Origin of the sequence: Paraburkholderia sp. GAS448 (genome assembly GCF_050435685.1) — a bacterium.
Taxonomy (GTDB): Bacteria; Pseudomonadota; Gammaproteobacteria; order Burkholderiales; family Burkholderiaceae; genus Paraburkholderia.
In genome coordinates this window covers 187,089-204,865 of record NZ_JBNDKT010000015.1, presented here as the reverse complement: position 1 = coordinate 204,865, position 17,777 = coordinate 187,089, and the positions used below count along the sequence as shown (strand labels likewise).

Sequence of the window (17,777 nt, the reverse complement as noted above, 5' to 3'; positions counted from 1 at the left end):
GCAAAAACATGAGCAACAATGGTTTGCAGGTGCTGTACATCGAGGATGACGAACTCGTGCGGCGCGCGAGTGTTCAGAGTCTGCAGCTTGCCGGCTTCGAGGTCACCGGGCACGCGTCGGTCGAATCCGCCGGGCGGGCGATCAGCGCGGATTTTCCGGGCGTGATTGTCAGCGATATCCGGCTGCCGGGTGCAAGCGGGCTCGATCTGCTGGCGCAATGCCGCGAGCGTGCGCCTGATGTGCCGATCATTCTCGTCACCGGTCATGGCGACATTTCGATGGCCGTGCAGGCGATGCGCGACGGTGCATACGACTTCATCGAAAAGCCGTTTGCGTCGGAAAGGCTGATCGAAACTGTTCGGCGCGGGCTCGAACGGCGCAAGCTCGTGCTGGAAAACCTCGCGCTGCGGCGCGAGCTTGCGGGACAGAACGTGGTGGCGCCCGGCATCATCGGACGCAGCCCGGCGATCGAACAGATCCGCCGTCTGATCGCGAATGTGGCGCCGACGGATGCGTCCGTGCTGATCAATGGCGACACCGGCGCCGGCAAGGAGCTGATCGCACGCAGCCTGCATGAGCTGTCGCCGAGACGCGACAAGCCGTTCATCGCAGTGAATTGCGGCGCGCTGCCGGAGCCGATGTTTGAGTCGGAGATGTTCGGCTACGAGCCAGGCGCGTTTACGGGGGCGGCAAAACGTCGCATCGGCAAGCTCGAACATGCATCGGGTGGCACGCTGTTTCTCGACGAAATCGAAAGCATGCCCCTCGCGTTGCAGGTGAAGCTGTTGCGCGTGCTGCAGGATGGCGTGCTGGAACGGCTAGGTTCGAACCAGCCGATACATGTGAATTGTCGGGTGGTCGCGGCGGCGAAGGGTGAGATGACGGAGCATGTCACGGCTGGCACCTTCCGTCGGGATTTGCTGTACAGGTTGAACGTGGTGACGATCGCGCTGCCGCCGCTGTCTGAGCGTCGCGAGGACATCCTGCCGCTCTTCGAGCATTTTCTGCTGGACGCCGCCGTGCGTTATCAACGACCGGCTCCGATCCTGACCGACCGGCAGCGCTCCAGCCTGATGCAGCGCGAATGGCCGGGCAACGTGCGCGAACTGCGTAACGCCGCCGACCGCTTCGTGCTTGGCGTGGCCGACGATCCGGTCGCCACGTCGGCCGACGATGCTGAGGCGCAATCGCTCAAGGAGCGCGTCGAGCAGTTCGAGCGGGCAGTGATTGCGGAGGCGCTGGAGCAGACAGGCGGTGCAGTGGCAGTCGCGGCGGACCGGTTGCAGCTGGGAAAAGCGACGCTCTACGAAAAGATCAAGCGATACGGCCTGGCGGCGAGAGGTGAAGGCGAGAGGTGAGACGAAGGAGAGGCGGGTGAAACCCGATCGCGGTGGCGGAACTCGTGCCACCGCGCCGGTTTGATTTCTACTGGTGAATTGCGATGGCCACGAGCTCAGGTGGCCAGTGCCTTTTCAAGCAACTGGTCGAGTTCGCCGAACTCCGGCTCACCGACATAACGCTTCAGGATCTTGCCGTTGCGGTCGATCACGAACGTGGTTGGCGTCAACTGGACATTGCCGAACTGCTTTGCCGCCGAGCCGTCGTCCATTGCGACCTTGAACGGCAGTTGACGCGTTTCAGTGTAGTTGGTCACGTACATCGGCGCGTCGTAATTCATCGCGACTGCGACGAATTCAAGGCCTTTACCCTTGAAGCGGTTATACGTGTTGACCATCTGCGGCATTTCTTTCATGCAGGTATCGCAGCTCGTCGCCCAGAAGTTGACGAGATAGACCTTGCCTTTCAGGTCGGCCGTCGACACTTTCTGACCGGACAGCAGCGTAAACGTGGCATCGGGCACGTGCTGCTGGCTGCCGAACGCGAAATAGCCGGCGATCGCGATCGCACCGGCGACAACCGCCATTGCAATGTAGCGGATCGGGCTGGTACGCCTGGAAATGGGGGTAGGGCTCATGTACAGACCTCTTGGAGCGCGGACAACACGCGAAATGCAGCGTTCGTATTGTAGCGTTAAACCCGCCCGGCGGCAGGGCGCAGTCGGACGGCGGATAATAGGGTTTTAATCCTGTCGTTCGCCCGTCTTAAGTCTCATGCGCCGATCTGCTTTCCGTTTGCTTTTTCCGTTTTCCCGTCGCCTTGTCTCTCTTTTCCGTCCCTGTGCCCCTCTGCGTCTGCCCGCCACGTTGCGGGCGGCCGTTGGCGCGTGCCTGGCCGGCGCGGTGTTGATCGCCTGCACGCCGACCTTCGACTGGCGCACGATCATGAATGACGATCAGGGTTACACCGTGGATCTGCCGGCAAAACCGTCGGTCGACGAACGGCAGATCGACATTGGCGGCACGCCGGTGAAGATGAGCATGCAAACGGCCGAAGCCGGCGAAGTGGTGTTTGCGGTCGGCACCATCACGCTGCCGGGCGACGATCCGCAGGCGCAGCACACCGCGCTCGAATTCCTGCGCACGGGGCTCGCGCGAAACCTGGGGGCTGCACCCGATTCGCATGCGACCCAGATTCCCCTTGCTGCGGGCGGGCAGGTTCCCGGCATCGAAATGACGTTCGCCGGCAAGGCGGGCCCGAGGCTGGAACCGCGGACGATGCACGCCCGGATTGTCGCGCGTGGACGGCATGTCTACCAGGCGGTGGTGATCGCTGGCAAGGAGCCGCCGCCCGAACAGGTCGACCAGTTTTTCGAGTCGTTCAAACTGTTCTAAACGAGTCTCTTCGGCGTCGCCGAAGACTGCACGAGCGCAAATCGCAGTGAAAGTTCCTTCGCAGGATATGGCGCTAATCAACGGATTTCATGGCGCTTTTTCTGTTACCCACAGGACCTGTGGATAACATTGTTGAAAACTATGTGCGTTACCCCGCAAAAGCCCGTCCCGTGGGCATTCTGTTAGTTTGCACGCGATCTCGGCAAATTGAATAAGTCAATTAAATCAATGACTTTTCTCTAAAGCCTCACATGTACCTTTCAGATGTATCAGGATTTGTCTGGGTCGCGCATATGTGAATAAGTCAAGTCTTGACAGCCGTTTTTTTCTTCACACCAATGAAAATACGCGCCGGTACTGGATGGCCTCTGCGATCTGACCTGCATCCGGAATGTCGCTGTCGGCCAGATCGGCGATCGAGCGCGCCACTTTCAGCACCCGGTAGTAAGCACGCGCTGACCAGCCGAAACGCTCGCCAGCTTCCCGTAACAGGGTTTCGCCGGCCGGAGCGGGTCGGCAGACCTCGTCAGCTTCGCGTCCGCTTAGCTCGCGATTGGTTTTGCCCTGGCGGTGCAACTGCCGTTCGCGCGCAGCGCTGACGCGATCGGCGATGGCGGCGCTCGGCTCACCGGGTTCTGCTGCACGTGCGGACAATTCGGCTGGCGTTAGAGCGGGAATCTCGATTTGAATGTCGATGCGGTCGAGCAGCGGCCCCGACACCTTGCGCAGATAGCGCGCCGCGATTTCTGGCGTGCAACGGCAGCGGCCATTGGGGTCGCCCCGCCAGCCGCACGGACAGGGGTTCATGGCCGCGATCAGCTGGCACGCCGCGGGAAAGTCCGCCTGCAAGGCCGCGCGGGAGATGGTGATGCGCCCGGCTTCCAGCGGCTCGCGCAGGGTTTCGAGTACGTGGCGATCGAATTCAGGTAGCTCGTCGAGGAACAAGACTCCCAGATGCGACAGCGTGATTTCTCCCGGCTGCGGCGGATTGCGACCACCGACGAGCGCCGCGGCACTCGATGAGTGATGAGGTGCCCGGAACGGCCGCTGGCGCCATTGCGCTGGCGAAAAGCCGGACATGCTCGCCGACAGCAGCGCAGCGGAGGTGAGCGCTTCGTCATCGGTCATCGGCGGCAGCAGGCCCGGCAGGCGCGCTGCGAGCATCGATTTGCCGGCACCGGGCGGGCCGACCATCAACATGTGATGGCCGCCCGCCGCTGCAACTTCCAGCGCCCGGCGCGCGCCGCGCTGGCCGATCACTTCCGCCATGTCAGGTTGCGCGGTAGCGGCCACCAAAGGGCAATCGGGCGGACGACGCGGTGAGAGCCGCGCATCAGGCTCACCGGCGAGGTGGGCGCACAACGACGGCAGATCGTCTGCGCCATAGACGTCGACACCCGGCACGAGCGCGGCCTCGGCAGCGCTGCCCGCCGGCAGATAGAGTTCAGGTGTGGGCTGCCCTTGCTGGCTGGCGCGTGCCGTGCCGCACGCCATGGCGAATGCTCCGCGCATTGGCCGCAGCGCGCCCGTCAACGAGAGTTCGCCGGCGAACTCGCGCTGGTTCAGTGATTCGACGGGAAGCTGTCCGCTCGCCGCCAGAATGCCGAGCGCGATCGGCAGATCGAAACGGCCGGATTCCTTCGGCAGGTCAGCTGGCGCAAGATTGACGGTGATGCGCCGGACAGGAAAATCGAAGCTGCAGTTCTGCAGCGCGGCGCGTACGCGTTCGCGGCTTTCCCGGACTTCGAGGTCCGGCAGCCCGACAATCGAAAAAGAGGGTAATCCGTTGGCGAGGTGAACCTCGACCGTAACTTCCGGCGCGCGGCCAGAGGCCGGCGCGCGACTGCGCACCACCGCAAGCGACATGTTTTCTCCCCGTCGGACGGCGCGCTTTCGCGCGCAGTCCCCTAAACCCTGGAACGCAGATACGCTGAAAACGTCGCGGCTCGCCTGCCGTGATGCCCAGTTCTTCAGTCAGAGTGCGTGTTCAGGATGTTTGCGTCACCGGCAGCTTCTGCTCGAGTTCGGCGACGCGCCGCTCGAGTTCTTCCAGACGCGTGCGGGTCCGCACGAGCACCTGGGTCTGGGTATCGAATTCCTCCCGCGTGACGAGATCGAGCTTCGAGAAGCCTTGCGAGAGCATCGCCTTGACGTTGCGTTCGACATCCTTCGCCGGCGAGTTCTTGAGCAGGTCGCTCACGCGTGCCTGCAGATCGTTGAAGACCTCATTCGGTTGTTTCATTGCTTTCCCCTTGGTTGCACAAAAAAAGTGCATAAGTCGTTAGGTCTGTGCTCCGCGCCATGCGATGGGCGAATCTGGTGCATGAGTGGCTGCGCTTCCAGCCCGGATGAGCGCGTTTGGTGCGCTTTCCAGCCCGTAGAGCCTGCGGACACTCTAGCAACGATCCACGCCGCGCGCCACCGTGCCCCGCCGACGTTGGCCATGCGGCCAGGGCCGCGCGCAAACGTTAAGCCACCTTTCTGTTCACTTGCACGTTCGCGACATGGCATGCGAGTTGCTGTTACTGCCCCGCGCGCTCTGCCGGGCAACGTTGCCGACAGCGCATCGATGCGGTTCCGGGTGTAGCCGCATATCGAAGCAGAGGCACACGCACACAAGGTTTACGCAACCACAGCGAGGATTTCATGAAACTCATTACCGCAATCATCAAGCCGTTCAAGCTCGATGAGGCGCGCGAAGCCTTGTCGGCCATCGGCGTCTCAGGCATCACGGTGACTGAAGTGAAAGGCTTTGGGCGTCAGAAAGGCCATACCGAGCTGTACCGGGGTGCCGAGTATGTCGTCGATTTCCTGCCGAAGGTGAAGATCGAGGCAGCCGTCTCGGACGACATCGTCGACCAGGCGATCGAGGCTCTCGAACGTGCCGCGCGCACCGGAAAGATCGGCGACGGGAAGATTTTCGTCACGCCGATCGAACAAGTGATTCGGATTCGCACCGGGGAGACCGGCGCGGACGCTCTGTAATAAAAAACAGCGACAAGAGGAAATAGAGATGCGCAAATTATTGATGTCCCTGTTGATGGCCGGTTCGCTGATGGCGGGCGGTATCGGCGCCGCCCTTGCGGACGATGCATCCGCGCCTGCAGCTGCCTCGGCAGCCGCTTCCGACACGGCGGCCAGCGCGCCGGCGCCGGACGCTTCGGCGGCAGCACCAGCCGCCGCTGCGGCTTCGGCACCGGCGGCCGATGCATCGGCCGCCGCGGCCGCGAGCGGCGCCGCTCCGGCTTCCGAAGCTGCTCCGGCAGCACCGACCGCGCCGTTCTCGGTCGATTCGTCGAAGATCAACTCGGGCGACACCGCCTGGATGCTGACCTCCACCGCGCTCGTGCTGTTCATGACGATCCCGGGCCTCGCGCTCTTCTACGGCGGGATGGTCCGCAAGAAGAACGTGCTCGCGACGCTGATGCAAAGCTTCGCGATCACCTGTCTCGTCACGGTCGTCTGGACGGTGGTGGGCTACAGCCTCGCGTTCACGCCGGGCAGCTCGTTCCTGGGCGGCTTCTCGCGGGTCTTCCTCGCGGGCATGAACTACATCCACGGCGACAAGGCCACGACGCTGACCGTCAGCCATCTGGCCCCGACGATCCCGGAGACGGTCTACTTCGTCTACCAGATGACGTTCGCGATCATTACGCCGGCCCTGATCACGGGTGCGTTTGCTGACCGCATGAAGTTCTCGTCGATGCTGGTGTTCATGACGCTGTGGTCGATCGTCGTCTACTCGCCGATCGCTCACATGGTCTGGGAACCGAGTGGCTGGCTGGCTGCCGCAGGCATCCTCGACTTCGCAGGCGGCACGGTGGTGCACATCAACGCCGGTATCGCGGGTCTGGTCTGCTGTCTCGTGCTCGGCAAGCGTGTTGGCTACGGCAAGGACACGATGGCACCGCACAACCTGACGCTGACGCTGATCGGTGGCGCGATGCTGTGGGTGGGCTGGTTCGGCTTCAACGCGGGTTCGGCAGTGGCGGCTGATGGCCGTGCCGGTTTCGCGATGCTGGCAACGCAGGTTGCGACGGCCACGGCGGCTCTCGGCTGGATGTTCGCTGAATGGATCGCGAAGGGTAAGCCTTCGGTGCTCGGCATCGTGTCGGGTGCGGTGGCAGGTCTCGTGGCGATCACGCCGGCATCGGGCTTCGTCGGTGTGGGAGGCTCGCTCGTGATCGGTGTGGTGGCAGGCGTGGTCTGCTTCTGGTCGGCTTCGTGGCTCAAGCACAAGCTCGGTTACGACGACTCGCTCGACGCGTTCGGCGTGCACTGCATCGGCGGCATCGTGGGCGCGCTCCTGACGGGTGTGTTCGCAGTCAAGGACATCGGCGGCTCGGACGGCAGCATCGTCCTGCAGGCCAAGGGCGTCCTGACGACGCTGATCTACAGCGGCGTGGTCAGCTTCATCCTGCTGAAGGTCATCGACATGGTCATGGGTCTGCGCGTGACGGAAGAAGAAGAACGCGAAGGCCTCGATGTGGTTCTGCATGGCGAAAGCGTGGAATAACGCAAGAGGTAATTCGACACGCGCTGGTATGTAAGGTATAAGCACAGCGACTTTGGCCCGCCTCACGGCGGGCTTTTTTCTTTGCAGTCCGCGTCGTAAACGGTGAGAATTTACGTCTATCGCTGTTATGGCGAGAACGTGTCCGCGTCCGGGCTTGCGATCGGAGAAACCGTCCCCAGATGGCCAGAGCGTTTGCTCTACAATCTTTTTTCTCCAGTCTGCGAGTGATCAATGGTTCCGCACCTAGTTACGGCGTTAAACGGCCCGCTGCTCGACCTCGAGCGGAAGATCCTCGACGCTACGCCTGCCATCGAACGCTGGTTCCGCCTCGAATGGCAGGAACACACGCCGCCGTTTTATTGCTCCGTCGATCTGCGTAACGCCGGCTTCAAGCTGGCGCCGGTCGACACCAATCTTTTTCCCGGCGCGTTCAACAACCTGCCGCAGGAAGTGCTGCCGCTCGCCGTGCAGGCCGCGATGGCATCGATCGAAAAGATCTGCCCCGACGCGAAGAACCTGCTGGTGATCCCCGAGCGTCATACTCGCAACGCCTTTTATCTCGAGAACGTCGCGCGGCTCGCGACGATCATGCGCCAGGCCGGTCTTAACGTCCGCTTCGGGACGCTCGATGAAAATGTCGCCGGGCCGGTTACGATTGCCCTGTCGGACGGGCAGAAGCTTGTACTCGAGCCGCTCGAGCGCTCGCAGCGCCGGCTCGGGTTGAAGAATTTCGATCCGTGCTCGATTCTGCTGAACAATGATCTTTCGGGGGGCATTCCGCCGATCCTCGAAAATCTCCACGAGCAGTACCTGCTTCCGCCGCTGCACGCGGCCTGGGCGGTGCGCCGCAAGTCGACGCACTTCTCCTGTTACGACGACGTCGCGAAGAAATTCGCGAAAATGGTCGAGATCGATCCGTGGATGATCAATCCGTACTTCGCGCACGTCGAAGGCGTCGATTTCCAGGCGCGCACGGGCGAAGAGGCGCTGGCCGACGCGATCGACGGCGTGCTCAAGAAAATCGCCAGGAAGTACCGCGAGTACGGTATTTCCGAGCGACCGTACGTCGTGATCAAGTCGGATGCAGGGACTTACGGCATGAGCGTGATGACCGTGCACGATGCGTCGGAAGTTGCCGCGCTCACGAAGAGCGAACGCGCGAAAATGGCCGCCACCAAGGATGGCCTCGAAGTGCACGACGTGATCGTCCAGGAAGGCGTGTATACGTTCGAGCGTATCGGTGACGAAGTCGCGGAGCCAGTCGTGTACATGATCGACCGGTACGTGGTCGGCGGTTTCTACCGCGTCCACGGCAGCCGTGAACGCGACCAGAACCTGAACGCGCCCGGTATGCACTTCGTGCCGCTCGGTTTCGAACACACGGCGCTGCCGGACGCGCACGCGAAGCCGGGTGCGGCGCCGCCGAACCGCTTCTACATGTATGGCGTGGTGGCGCGGCTTGGTCTGCTGGCCGCGTCGGTGGAACTCGAAAAGACGGATCCGGAAGCGATCCAGGTCTGAGTCCGGGCTTTAGCAATACGGGCGCGCGGGTTGGCGGGCGGGCGAGACGCCGCCCGGCGCGCCGTTCAACGATCAACGTTCAACGCGAGGCCCGCACGGGCGCATCAGGACCTTCATGGACATTCTTTTTATCGCCGACCCGCTCGAGCGCTTCAAGATCTACAAGGATTCGACGTACGCGATGATGGCCGAAGCCGCGCGGCGCGGCCACACGCTGTGGGCGTGCGAGCCGCAGCATCTGGCGTGGACTGGGGGCGATGTCGAGGCGAACGCGCAGCGCTTTGCAATCGTCGGAGATCAGGCGGATTTGAAGCGCGAAACGTGGTTCGCGGCGGAGCCGGCCAGCGCCCGCTCGCTGAAAAGCTTCGGCGCTGTGCTGATGCGCAAGGATCCGCCGTTCGACATGGAGTACGTCACGTCGACGTGGCTCCTCGAGATGGCCGAACGCGGTGGCGCACGCATCTTCAACAAGCCACAGGCGATCCGCGATCACTCGGAGAAACTCGCGATCGGCGAATTCCCGCAGTTTGTCGCGCCGACGCTCGTCACCCGTGATGCGGCCCGTCTGCGCACATTTCACGCCGAGCATGGCGACGTGATCCTGAAACCACTCGACGGCATGGGCGGCATGGGCGTGTTCCGCGTGAAGGCGGACGGCATGAACCTTGGCTCGATCGTCGAAATGCTGAGCCACGACGGCGCGCGCTCGGTGATGGCGCAGAAGTTCATCCCGGAAATCAAGACCGGCGACAAGCGTATTCTGCTGATCGGTGGGCAGCCGGTGCCGTACTCGCTTGCGCGGATTCCGCAGGGTAATGAAGTGCGCGGCAATCTGGCGGCAGGCGGACTGGGCGTTGCGCAACCGCTTACCGCGCGCGATCGCGAGATCGCCGAAACGCTTGCGCCAGTGCTGGCGGCGCGCGGTCTGCTGCTGGTTGGGCTGGACGCCATCGGCGACTGGCTCACTGAGGTGAACGTCACGAGCCCGACGTGTTTTCGCGAGATCATGGATCAGACCGGCTTCGACGTCGCGGCGATGTTCATCGATGCGCTGGAGCGCGCCGCGGCCTGATCGCCCAAAAGGGGCGCCGCAGGCATTTCCGATGAGTTGGCGGCATGCTGAACGGCGACTCTTTGACGGCCGTGCGCGAACGCGCCGAAAGCAGGAAAATGGTGCTGTTACAATGCCCGGTCTACCGATTTCCAGCCGTTTTTTCGCTGTATTACTGACATGGCAGGCATTCTGATCATTGCGCATGCCCCGTTCGCGACCGCGCTTCGGGAGTGTATTGCCCACATTTATGGCGGCTTGCCCGCGCGCATCGGCGTGATCGACGTGATGCCCGACTGCGATCCTGCCGAAGTCATTGCGTTCGCGCACGCCGAAATCGAGCGTCTGAAGGAAGAGAACGGCGCACTCGTGCTGACCGACATGTTCGGCGCAACGCCGGCGAATATCGCCGCGCGACTGTCGTCGGTACCTGACGTGCGTGTGCTTGCCGGGGTCAACCTGCCGATGCTCGTGCGTGCTGTCTGTTACCGGGCGACGCCGCTCGATACACTCGTCGACAAGGCGCTTGCCGGTGCGACCAAGGGTATCCACGCCGTCGGTCCGACGACTCCCGCACCCGTTGCCTGTTCAACCGACTGCCTGCCCGCGCTGCCGCCTGGCGCGAATCCTGTCTAGCTCCTTTCTCTCACCTATCAACCCGCGCTTCGGAACATCAGATGCTGCAAAAAGAAACGACCATTGTGAACAAGCTGGGGCTGCACGCGCGCGCCTCGGCGAAACTGACGCAACTCGCGGGAAACTATCAGGCGGAAATCTGGATGAGCCGCAACGGTCGCCGTATCAATGCGAAGAGCATCATGGGGGTGATGATGCTGGCCGCGGGCATCGGCAGCACGGTGACGATCGAAACCGAAGGGCCGGACGAAACCGAAGCGATGGACGCCCTGCTCAAACTGATCGCCGACAAATTCGGCGAAGGACAGTGACACATCGGTTGTACGCCGTTTGTATGGCGCACACGTCCGAACGCCGCGCTCGACGCGGCGTTTTTTTTGTTCCACCACAATCGGGAGTCGCGTTGTGACACGTCAGTTTGACTGTCGTGTGGCACGATCGACCTACCCCGGCGGGCTGTGGGCATTGCGCGGTCTTGAGATTCGCGTGTTCTGAATCGTATACACAGGATTCGGCGATGCTGCACTGCACGCAGTCACACGAGGCCGCGGAATTTATAATGACCGTCGGGGTCTGAGAGCAGTGCAGCGGTTTGCCGCGGCATTACACAACTAGAGGAGGTGCGCGTGTCGTTCACGCTGCATGGAATTCCCGTGTCACGCGGTATCGCCATCGGGCGGGCTTATCTGATCGCCCCGGCTGCACTCGACGTGGACCACTATCTGATCGAACACGCCCAGATCGAGGGCGAGATCGAGCGCTTTCGTACGGCCCAGCAACTCGTGCATGTCGAACTCGACGCACTGCGCGCCGACCTCGCCGCTGACGCGCCCAGCGAAATGGGCGCCTTCATCAACGTGCACACCATGATCCTGAACGACGCGATGCTCGTCCAGGAAACGATCGACCTCATCCGCACGCGCCGCTACAACGTCGAATGGGCGCTCACGGAGCAACTCGAGCGCCTGTCGCGCCATTTCGACGATATCGAAGACGAATACCTGCGCGAGCGCAAGGCCGACATCCAGCAGGTGGTCGAGCGGGTGCTGAAGGCACTTGCGGGCGCTTCGACTTCGACGCTGCCGGATGGCGTCCACGGCGCCTGCAGCGAGATGATCGTCGTCGCGCACGATATTGCGCCCGCCGACATGCTGCAGTTCAAGACGCAAACGTTCCAGGGCTTCGTCACGGATCTGGGCGGCCGCACGTCGCACACGGCGATCGTCGCGCGCAGCCTCGGCATTCCGGCCGCGGTCGGCGTGCAGCAGGCGAGTGCGCTGATCCGCCAGGACGACCTGATCATCGTCGATGGCGACTACGGCATCGTGATCGTCGATCCGGCGCCGATCGTGCTCGAAGAGTATTCGTATCGGCAAAGCGAGAAGGCGCTTGAGCAGCGCAAGCTGCAGCGTCTCAAGTTTTCACCGACGCAAACCCTCTGCGGCACGAAGATCGAACTGTGCGCGAACATCGAATTGCCCGAAGACGCACATAGCGCGCTGGAGGCCGGTGCGACGGGCGTTGGCCTGTTTCGCACGGAATTCCTCTTCATGAATCACAAGGACCATCTGCCGGAAGAAGAGGAGCAGTTCGACGCCTACCGTCGGGCGGTCGAAGGGATGAACGGTCTGCCGGTGACGATCCGCACGATCGACGTCGGCGCCGACAAGCCACTGGATTCGGTCGGCAGTGGCGACGGCTATGAGGCGGCTGCGAACCCGGCACTGGGGCTGCGCGCGATCCGCTGGAGCCTCTCCGAGCCGCAGATGTTCCTCACGCAATTGCGCGCCATTCTGCGTGCGTCGGCGTTCGGTTCGGTGAAGATCCTGATTCCGATGCTCGCTCATGCGCAGGAAATCGACCAGACGCTGGATCTGATCCGCGAAGCCAAGCGTCAGCTGGACGACGCAGGCCTCGCTTACGATCCGAATGTCCGCGTCGGCGCGATGATCGAGATTCCGGCTGCCGCGATTGCGCTGCCGCTGTTCCTGAAGCGTCTCGACTTCCTGTCGATCGGAACGAACGATCTGATCCAGTACACGCTTGCCATCGATCGCGCCGACAACTCCGTCGCGCACCTGTACGACCCGCTGCACCCGGCCGTGCTGTATCTGATCGCGTTGACGCTGCGCGAGGCCAGGCGCGCGGGCGTGCCGGTCTCGGTGTGCGGTGAAATGGCGGGCGATCCGACGCTTACGCGTCTTCTGCTCGGCATGGGTCTCACCGAGTTTTCGATGCACCCGAGCCAGCTGCTGGTCGTGAAGCAGGAAATCCTGCGCTCGCACCTGAAGACGCTGGAAAAGCCGGTGGCCGACGTGCTGGCTTCGTTTGAGCCGGAAGAAGTGCAGGCGGCGCTGAAGCGCGTCGCGGCTGCTTAAGAAGCCTTGCGATGCGCCTCGCCGCAGACCGGGCAGTCCGGCTGGCGTGCGATGCGCATCGTGTTCCATTCCATGCGCAGCGAATCGAGCATCATCAGCCGTCCGACGAGCGGTGTGCCGACGCCTGCAATCACCCGCAGCGCCTCGGCGGCCTGCATGGCGCCGATGATGCCGACCGTCGGCGAGAAAACCCCCATCGTCGAACACGCGACTTCCTCGAACGGCTGATCTTCGGGGAACACACACGCGTAGCAGGGCGACGCTTCGTCGCGAAAATCGAATGTGCTGATCTGCCCGTCGAAACGCAGCGCCGCCCCCGACACGAGCGGCACGCGATGCGCGACGCATGCGCGGTTGATCGCATGTCGCGTGGCGAAGTTGTCGGTGCAATCGAGCACGACGGTCGCGTGCGGCACGTTCGCGTCGAGCCATGCATCGTCGACCCGTTCGGCTACCGCGTTGACCTGCACATCGGGATTCAGTCGCGAGATGGCATCGCGACCTGATTCAACCTTTTTGCGGCCCACGGACGCGCTCACGTGAAGGATCTGCCGTTGCAGATTGGTGAGATCGACCGTATCGGCATCCACGAGCGTCAGTCTGCCGACACCTGCTGCCGCCAGATACATCGCCGCCGGCGACCCGAGTCCTCCCGCGCCGACGACGATCGCGTGCGCATCGAGAAAACGCTGCTGCGCTTCGATGCCCAGTTCGTCGACAAGAATGTGGCGGGAATAGCGGAGGAGTTGATCGTCATTCATGGCAGAGCGCGTCGTTCTGTCGCGCGATGACAGGCAGGACTGCCGCGTGTCGCGCGGGGTAGTAATCGTTATTCTAGTCGCGCGAAGGGAAATGCCTTCGCAGCGGGCGCTGCGAAGGCATGTAAGGCGTGAAACGTTACTTGGCCTGCGCCGGGACGGGTGCCGATGCAGGCGCGGAGTCCGCGGCCGGGTCAGAGGCGCCCGGCGTGACAGGCAGCGCCGGCTTCACCGCGATTGGCGCCGAAGCCGATTGCGGCGGCTTGTTCTGCGCGAGACGGCGCTCGGTCAGCGACTTCGATTCCTGCACGGGCTTGCCCTCCAGCTTGTTGAGGCCCTGCTGCAGCATGAAGTCGTCGGTCGAACCGAACTCGACCGGCTTGCGATCGCGATCTTTCTGGCGTTGTTCCGGCGTCTTCTTGTCGTTCTGCTCTTCAAGCAGACGCAACTGGTCCATGCGCTCCTGCTCGCGCTGTTCCTGCTCCTTCTTCTCGTTCGGATCCTGCGTGTTCGCGAGGTGGTTCGAGTAGTCGACTTCGCGCGTCACGAGTGCGTCGTCCGGATCGCCTTCCGCGTATTGATCGACGGCGATATCCGGGCGGATGCCCTTGTTCTGGATCGAGCGCCCGCTCGGCGTGTAGTAGTACGCGGTGGTGAGGCGCAGCGCGGTATCAGCCGTCATCGGACGCACCGTTTGCACCGAGCCCTTGCCGAACGTTGTTTTGCCGACAATCAGCGCGCGGTGCTGGTCCTGCAGCGCACCCGCGACGATTTCCGACGCCGACGCGGAGTACGCGTTGGTCAGCACGATCATCGGCACAGTCTTGAAGATGGCCGGCAGGTTCTTCAGCGGATCGCCGTCGAACGATGGCAGGCGGTAGTTATCGTAAGTGTCGCGATAGGCCTGCTTCGAGTCCGGAATCTGGCCGTTGGTTGACACCACGATTGAATCCGGCGGCAGGAACGCGCCCGCGACGCCCACCGCGCTTTGCAGCAAACCGCCGCCATTGTTGCGCAGATCGAGGATGAGACCCTTCAGGTTCGGCTGCTGGCGGGCGATGTCCTGCAGTTTCGCGGCCAGATCCGGCACGGTACGTTCCTGGAAGCTCGTGATGCGGATGTACGCGTAGCCCGGCGCGAGGATTTTCGCCTTCACGCTCTGAACCTTGATGATCGCGCGCGTGACGGTGAGCGGGAACGTGCGGTCGTCCGTCTTGCGGAAGATCGTCAGCGTGACCTTCGTGCCGGGTTCGCCGCGCATCTGCTTGACGGCCTGGTCGAGCGTCATGCCGCGCACCGGCTTGTCGTTGATGCGCGTGATGAGGTCGCCCGGACGAATGCCAGCGCGGAACGCCGGCGTGTCTTCGATCGGCGAAATCACCTTGATGAGCCCGTCTTCCGACGAGATTTCGATGCCGAGACCGGCGAAACGGCCCTTGGTCTGCTCCTGCAGCTCTTCGTAGTCGGTCTTGTCGAGATACGACGAGTGCGGATCGAGACTCGACACCATGCCCTTGATCGCGGCCGTGAGGAGCTTCTTGTCGTCGACCGGTTCGACGTACTCATGCTTGATCTGCCCGAAAACCTCGGCAAAAAGCCGAAGCTGGTCAAGCGGCAGCGGCACGGTCGGCGTCTGCTGGGCCGAGGCAGAAAGTTGCAGTGTGGCAAAAACGCCAGTAGCAAGGCCCGCGGCAATCAGGCCGATATTTTTCAGGTTCTTTCGCATAGAGTCTGTTGCGGTCGGAAGCGCGTGGCAGCGTCAAAGAGAAGGGACGGACAAGTATAACTGCACACCCGCGCGCCAAGTGCGCGAGTGCAGGCAGCCGATGATCGGGGTTCGACAGCGGTCGGCCCCGCAGGTTCTGGCAACCAGGGCTTCGGTGAGGAAGTAATGTTCGGTAACAGGCGCACGAGGTGTTCCTGGCGAGGGACGCCGCCCACCCCGGTGGCGCTTACCGGTGCCGGCGGCGTACGTCCTTTGCCTGTCGACGCAGGGTTGGGGGCCGTGATCAGCCCGCCTTGCCCTGTTTGGCGACGGCGGCCTGAGCGGCGGCAATGGCGTCAGCGTCGCCAAGGTAGTAGTGCTTGATGGGCTTCAGGTTCTCGTCGAGTTCATAGACGAGCGGCACGCCGTTCGGGATGTTCAGCCCGACGATATCCGTATCGGAGATGTCGTCCAGGTACTTGACCAGTGCGCGGATCGAGTTGCCGTGCGCAGCAATCAGTACCTTTTTGCCCGATTTCATGGCCGGTGCGATCGATTCGTTCCAGATCGGCAGCACGCGCGCGACCGTGTCTTTCAGGCACTCGGTCAGCGGCAGCTGCTCGCGCGGGACCCTGGCGTAGCGCGGGTCATGATAGGCGGTGCGCTCGTCGGACGGATCGAGTGCCGGCGGCGGGGTGTCGTAGCTGCGGCGCCAGACGAGGACCTGCTCGTCACCGTACTTCGCTGCCGTTTCGGCCTTGTTGAGGCCCGAGAGCGCGCCGTAGTGACGTTCATTCAGGCGCCACGAGTGGACGACCGGCAGGTACATGAGGTCCATCTCGTCCTGCACGTGCCACAGCGTGCGGATCGCGCGCTTTAGCACCGACGTGTAGGCGATGTCGAACGTGTAGCCCGACTCCTTCAGCAGCAGGCCGGCCTGCCGGGCTTCGCGGTTGCCCTGTTCTGTGAGGTCGACATCGACCCAGCCGGTGAATCGGTTTTCCTTGTTCCACGTCGATTCGCCGTGGCGGATGAGAACGAGTTTGTACATGGTGCCGGTCGGTAGTTGGGAAGCAGTAAAGCGAGGACGGCTTCTGGGCCGCAGGGGACGCCGCCATCGCGTCAGACGGTTATTTTATAATGGGTGGATTGCCATTTCCGATTTCTCCCTTTTTCGGCGGATTTTCCGTGAAGTTTTTCACTGATTACACAAACCTTGTACTCATCGCAGTTGCCCTCATCTCCGGTGGGTTGCTCCTGTGGCCGGCAATCAGCCGCCGCGGCCGCGGCGGCCTTTCCGCTGCCGAGGCTACCCAGCTGATCAACCGGCGCAATGCCGTGGTCATCGACCTTCGTCCGTCGGCGGACTTCGCCAACGGTCATCTTCCTTCGGCACGTCATATCGAGTTCGCAGAGCTGCAGGCGAAAGTCGGTCAACTCGTGAAGAACAAGAGCAATCCGGTGCTGCTGGTGTGCCAGACCGGCCAGCAGTCGCACAAGGCGGTGCGCATCGTACAGGATGCGGGCTATGCCGAAGTCCATGTGCTGCAAGGCGGCCTGAACGCCTGGCAGCAAGCCGGCATGCCGGTCGTGAAACAAGGAGTTGCGAAGTGAACAAAGTGATCATGTACAGCACGCAGGTGTGTCCGTATTGCCAGATGGCCGAACGTCTTTTAAAGTCGCGCGGCGTCGTGCACGTTGAGAAAGTACTCATCGACAAAGACCCGGCGCGCCGCGAAGAAATGATGACGCGCACCGGTCGGCGGACTGTGCCGCAGGTGTACATCGGCGACACGCACGTTGGCGGTTATGACGACCTGTCCGCGCTCGATCGCGCGGGCGGCCTGATGCCGCTGCTCGAAGCTGCTGCGTAACGGAAGTTTGCAAAGCTTCGCTGCAACCCCCGCGTCGTATCTGCGCTGCGCGCCGTACAGATCCGGCGGGCTGTTTCCCAGTGAATCAGACCCGCCGTAACGAACTTATCCAGGAAACCACCCAATCATGTCTGACGAGAATACCCAGCCGTTCTTCAATATCCAGCGCATCTATCTGAAGGACATGTCGCTCGAGCAGCCGAACTCGCCGGCCATTTTCCTGGAACAGGAAATGCCGTCGGTCGAAGTCGAAGTCGACGTGAAGGCCGAGCGCCTCGCGGAGAGCGTGTTCGAAGTCCTCGTCACCGGCACGGTCACCGCCAAGGTCTCGGACAAGGTCGCGTTCCTGATCGAAGCCAAGCAGGCCGGCATTTTCGATATCCGCAACATTCCGGTGGAACAGATCGATCCGCTCGTCGGCATTGCCTGCCCGACGATCCTGTTCCCGTACCTGCGCTCGAACATCGCCGACGCGATCACCCGCGCAGGTTTCCCGCCGATCCACCTCGCCGAAATCAACTTCCAGGCGCTGTACGAGCAGCGTCTCGCGCAGCTTGGCGGCCAGGATGGCGTGCCCAACGGCAACGCGACGCACTAACGGTCGCG

18 protein-coding genes are annotated in these 17,777 nt (G+C 62.6%); 12 read left to right on the top strand and 6 right to left on the bottom strand.

The features are described from left to right. Positions 1 to 8: 8 nt before the first annotated feature. Positions 9 to 1,358 (top strand): sigma-54-dependent transcriptional regulator, encoded by a 1,350-nt coding sequence (locus P3T23_RS26110; RefSeq protein WP_429318995.1) that lies wholly within the window; start codon positions 9 to 11, stop codon positions 1,356 to 1,358. A gap of 95 nt (positions 1,359 to 1,453) precedes the next feature. Here P3T23_RS26110 and P3T23_RS26105 read toward each other — a convergent pair whose 3' ends face one another. Then, complete coding sequence (locus tag P3T23_RS26105; RefSeq protein ID WP_429318994.1) at positions 1,454 to 1,975, bottom strand: peroxiredoxin family protein; 522 nt, start codon at positions 1,973 to 1,975, stop codon at positions 1,454 to 1,456. Between the two features lie 307 nt (positions 1,976 to 2,282). Between P3T23_RS26105 and P3T23_RS26100 the strand changes: the two genes are divergently transcribed. Beyond that, on the top strand, positions 2,283 to 2,732 hold the full coding sequence (locus P3T23_RS26100) for a hypothetical protein (RefSeq protein WP_429318993.1): 450 nt from the start codon (positions 2,283 to 2,285) through the stop codon (positions 2,730 to 2,732). Between the two features lie 330 nt (positions 2,733 to 3,062). On the opposite strand, the gene P3T23_RS26095 is transcribed toward P3T23_RS26100, so the two are convergent. Beyond that, on the bottom strand, positions 3,063 to 4,598 hold the full coding sequence (locus P3T23_RS26095; protein WP_429318992.1) for a YifB family Mg chelatase-like AAA ATPase: 1,536 nt from the start codon (positions 4,596 to 4,598) through the stop codon (positions 3,063 to 3,065). A gap of 121 nt (positions 4,599 to 4,719) precedes the next feature. After that, the gene (locus tag P3T23_RS26090; RefSeq protein ID WP_133661670.1) at positions 4,720 to 4,974 is read right to left on the bottom strand and encodes an accessory factor UbiK family protein; all 255 of its coding nucleotides are present in this window, start codon (positions 4,972 to 4,974) and stop codon (positions 4,720 to 4,722) included. A gap of 404 nt (positions 4,975 to 5,378) precedes the next feature. Between P3T23_RS26090 and P3T23_RS26085 the strand changes: the two genes are divergently transcribed. The 7 genes from P3T23_RS26085 to ptsP all read left to right on the top strand — a co-directional run bounded on the left by P3T23_RS26085 (position 5,379) and on the right by ptsP (position 12,834). Continuing rightward, complete coding sequence (locus P3T23_RS26085; RefSeq protein ID WP_006048089.1) at positions 5,379 to 5,717, top strand: P-II family nitrogen regulator; 339 nt, start codon at positions 5,379 to 5,381, stop codon at positions 5,715 to 5,717. Positions 5,718 to 5,745: 28 nt separating this feature from the next. Continuing rightward, positions 5,746 to 7,248 carry an ammonium transporter gene (locus P3T23_RS26080; protein ID WP_429318991.1) on the top strand — a complete coding sequence of 501 codons (1,503 nt, stop codon included), beginning with the start codon at positions 5,746 to 5,748 and terminating at the stop codon, positions 7,246 to 7,248. 231 nt (positions 7,249 to 7,479) lie between these two features. Beyond that, the gene (gene gshA / locus P3T23_RS26075) at positions 7,480 to 8,769 is read left to right on the top strand and encodes a glutamate--cysteine ligase (RefSeq protein ID WP_429318990.1); all 1,290 of its coding nucleotides are present in this window, start codon (positions 7,480 to 7,482) and stop codon (positions 8,767 to 8,769) included. Positions 8,770 to 8,884: 115 nt separating this feature from the next. Next, positions 8,885 to 9,841 (top strand): glutathione synthase, encoded by a 957-nt coding sequence (gene gshB / locus P3T23_RS26070; protein ID WP_429318989.1) that lies wholly within the window; start codon positions 8,885 to 8,887, stop codon positions 9,839 to 9,841. 159 nt (positions 9,842 to 10,000) lie between these two features. Further along, entirely contained in the window at positions 10,001 to 10,456 is a 456-nt protein-coding gene (locus tag P3T23_RS26065; protein ID WP_429318988.1) for a PTS sugar transporter subunit IIA, read from the top strand. 41 nt (positions 10,457 to 10,497) lie between these two features. Continuing rightward, positions 10,498 to 10,767 (top strand): HPr family phosphocarrier protein, encoded by a 270-nt coding sequence (locus tag P3T23_RS26060; protein WP_133661675.1) that lies wholly within the window; start codon positions 10,498 to 10,500, stop codon positions 10,765 to 10,767. A 315-nt stretch (positions 10,768 to 11,082) separates the two neighbouring features. Further along, entirely contained in the window at positions 11,083 to 12,834 is a 1,752-nt protein-coding gene (gene ptsP, locus P3T23_RS26055) for a phosphoenolpyruvate--protein phosphotransferase (protein WP_429318987.1), read from the top strand. Here the strand turns inward: ptsP and P3T23_RS26050 are convergent. The 3 genes from P3T23_RS26050 to gpmA all read right to left on the bottom strand — a co-directional run bounded on the left by P3T23_RS26050 (position 12,831) and on the right by gpmA (position 16,348). Next, the gene (locus P3T23_RS26050) at positions 12,831 to 13,595 is read right to left on the bottom strand and encodes a HesA/MoeB/ThiF family protein (protein ID WP_429318986.1); all 765 of its coding nucleotides are present in this window, start codon (positions 13,593 to 13,595) and stop codon (positions 12,831 to 12,833) included. The genes ptsP and P3T23_RS26050 overlap by 4 nt on opposite strands. Before the next feature lie 136 nt (positions 13,596 to 13,731). Beyond that, entirely contained in the window at positions 13,732 to 15,318 is a 1,587-nt protein-coding gene (locus P3T23_RS26045; RefSeq protein WP_429318985.1) for a S41 family peptidase, read from the bottom strand. Between the two features lie 283 nt (positions 15,319 to 15,601). Next, positions 15,602 to 16,348, bottom strand: coding sequence for a 2,3-diphosphoglycerate-dependent phosphoglycerate mutase (gene gpmA / locus P3T23_RS26040; RefSeq protein WP_429318984.1), 747 nt, complete (start codon positions 16,346 to 16,348; stop codon positions 15,602 to 15,604). Between the two features lie 137 nt (positions 16,349 to 16,485). Between gpmA and P3T23_RS26035 the strand changes: the two genes are divergently transcribed. The 3 genes from P3T23_RS26035 (at position 16,486) to secB (ending at position 17,769) form a co-directional block, all read left to right on the top strand. Further along, positions 16,486 to 16,911 (top strand): rhodanese-like domain-containing protein, encoded by a 426-nt coding sequence (locus P3T23_RS26035; protein ID WP_429318983.1) that lies wholly within the window; start codon positions 16,486 to 16,488, stop codon positions 16,909 to 16,911. After that, complete coding sequence (grxC, locus tag P3T23_RS26030) at positions 16,908 to 17,171, top strand: glutaredoxin 3 (protein ID WP_133661680.1); 264 nt, start codon at positions 16,908 to 16,910, stop codon at positions 17,169 to 17,171. The genes P3T23_RS26035 and grxC overlap by 4 nt, the downstream gene beginning before the upstream one ends. A 127-nt stretch (positions 17,172 to 17,298) precedes the next feature. Continuing rightward, the gene (gene secB, locus P3T23_RS26025) at positions 17,299 to 17,769 is read left to right on the top strand and encodes a protein-export chaperone SecB (protein WP_133661681.1); all 471 of its coding nucleotides are present in this window, start codon (positions 17,299 to 17,301) and stop codon (positions 17,767 to 17,769) included. Positions 17,770 to 17,777 lie beyond the last annotated feature (8 nt).

Coding starts and splice junctions, on each gene's coding strand:
- P3T23_RS26110 (WP_429318995.1), top strand. CDS start 9: ATGAGCAACAATGGTTTGCAGGTGCTGTACATCGAGGATGACGAACTC.
- P3T23_RS26105 (WP_429318994.1), bottom strand. CDS start 1,975: ATGAGCCCTACCCCCATTTCCAGGCGTACCAGCCCGATCCGCTACATT.
- P3T23_RS26100 (WP_429318993.1), top strand. CDS start 2,283: ATGAATGACGATCAGGGTTACACCGTGGATCTGCCGGCAAAACCGTCG.
- P3T23_RS26095 (WP_429318992.1), bottom strand. CDS start 4,598: ATGTCGCTTGCGGTGGTGCGCAGTCGCGCGCCGGCCTCTGGCCGCGCG.
- P3T23_RS26090 (WP_133661670.1), bottom strand. CDS start 4,974: ATGAAACAACCGAATGAGGTCTTCAACGATCTGCAGGCACGCGTGAGC.
- P3T23_RS26085 (WP_006048089.1), top strand. CDS start 5,379: ATGAAACTCATTACCGCAATCATCAAGCCGTTCAAGCTCGATGAGGCG.
- P3T23_RS26080 (WP_429318991.1), top strand. CDS start 5,746: ATGCGCAAATTATTGATGTCCCTGTTGATGGCCGGTTCGCTGATGGCG.
- gshA (WP_429318990.1), top strand. CDS start 7,480: ATGGTTCCGCACCTAGTTACGGCGTTAAACGGCCCGCTGCTCGACCTC.
- gshB (WP_429318989.1), top strand. CDS start 8,885: ATGGACATTCTTTTTATCGCCGACCCGCTCGAGCGCTTCAAGATCTAC.
- P3T23_RS26065 (WP_429318988.1), top strand. CDS start 10,001: ATGGCAGGCATTCTGATCATTGCGCATGCCCCGTTCGCGACCGCGCTT.
- P3T23_RS26060 (WP_133661675.1), top strand. CDS start 10,498: ATGCTGCAAAAAGAAACGACCATTGTGAACAAGCTGGGGCTGCACGCG.
- P3T23_RS26050 (WP_429318986.1), bottom strand. CDS start 13,595: ATGAATGACGATCAACTCCTCCGCTATTCCCGCCACATTCTTGTCGAC.
- P3T23_RS26045 (WP_429318985.1), bottom strand. CDS start 15,318: ATGCGAAAGAACCTGAAAAATATCGGCCTGATTGCCGCGGGCCTTGCT.
- gpmA (WP_429318984.1), bottom strand. CDS start 16,348: ATGTACAAACTCGTTCTCATCCGCCACGGCGAATCGACGTGGAACAAG.
- secB (WP_133661681.1), top strand. CDS start 17,299: ATGTCTGACGAGAATACCCAGCCGTTCTTCAATATCCAGCGCATCTAT.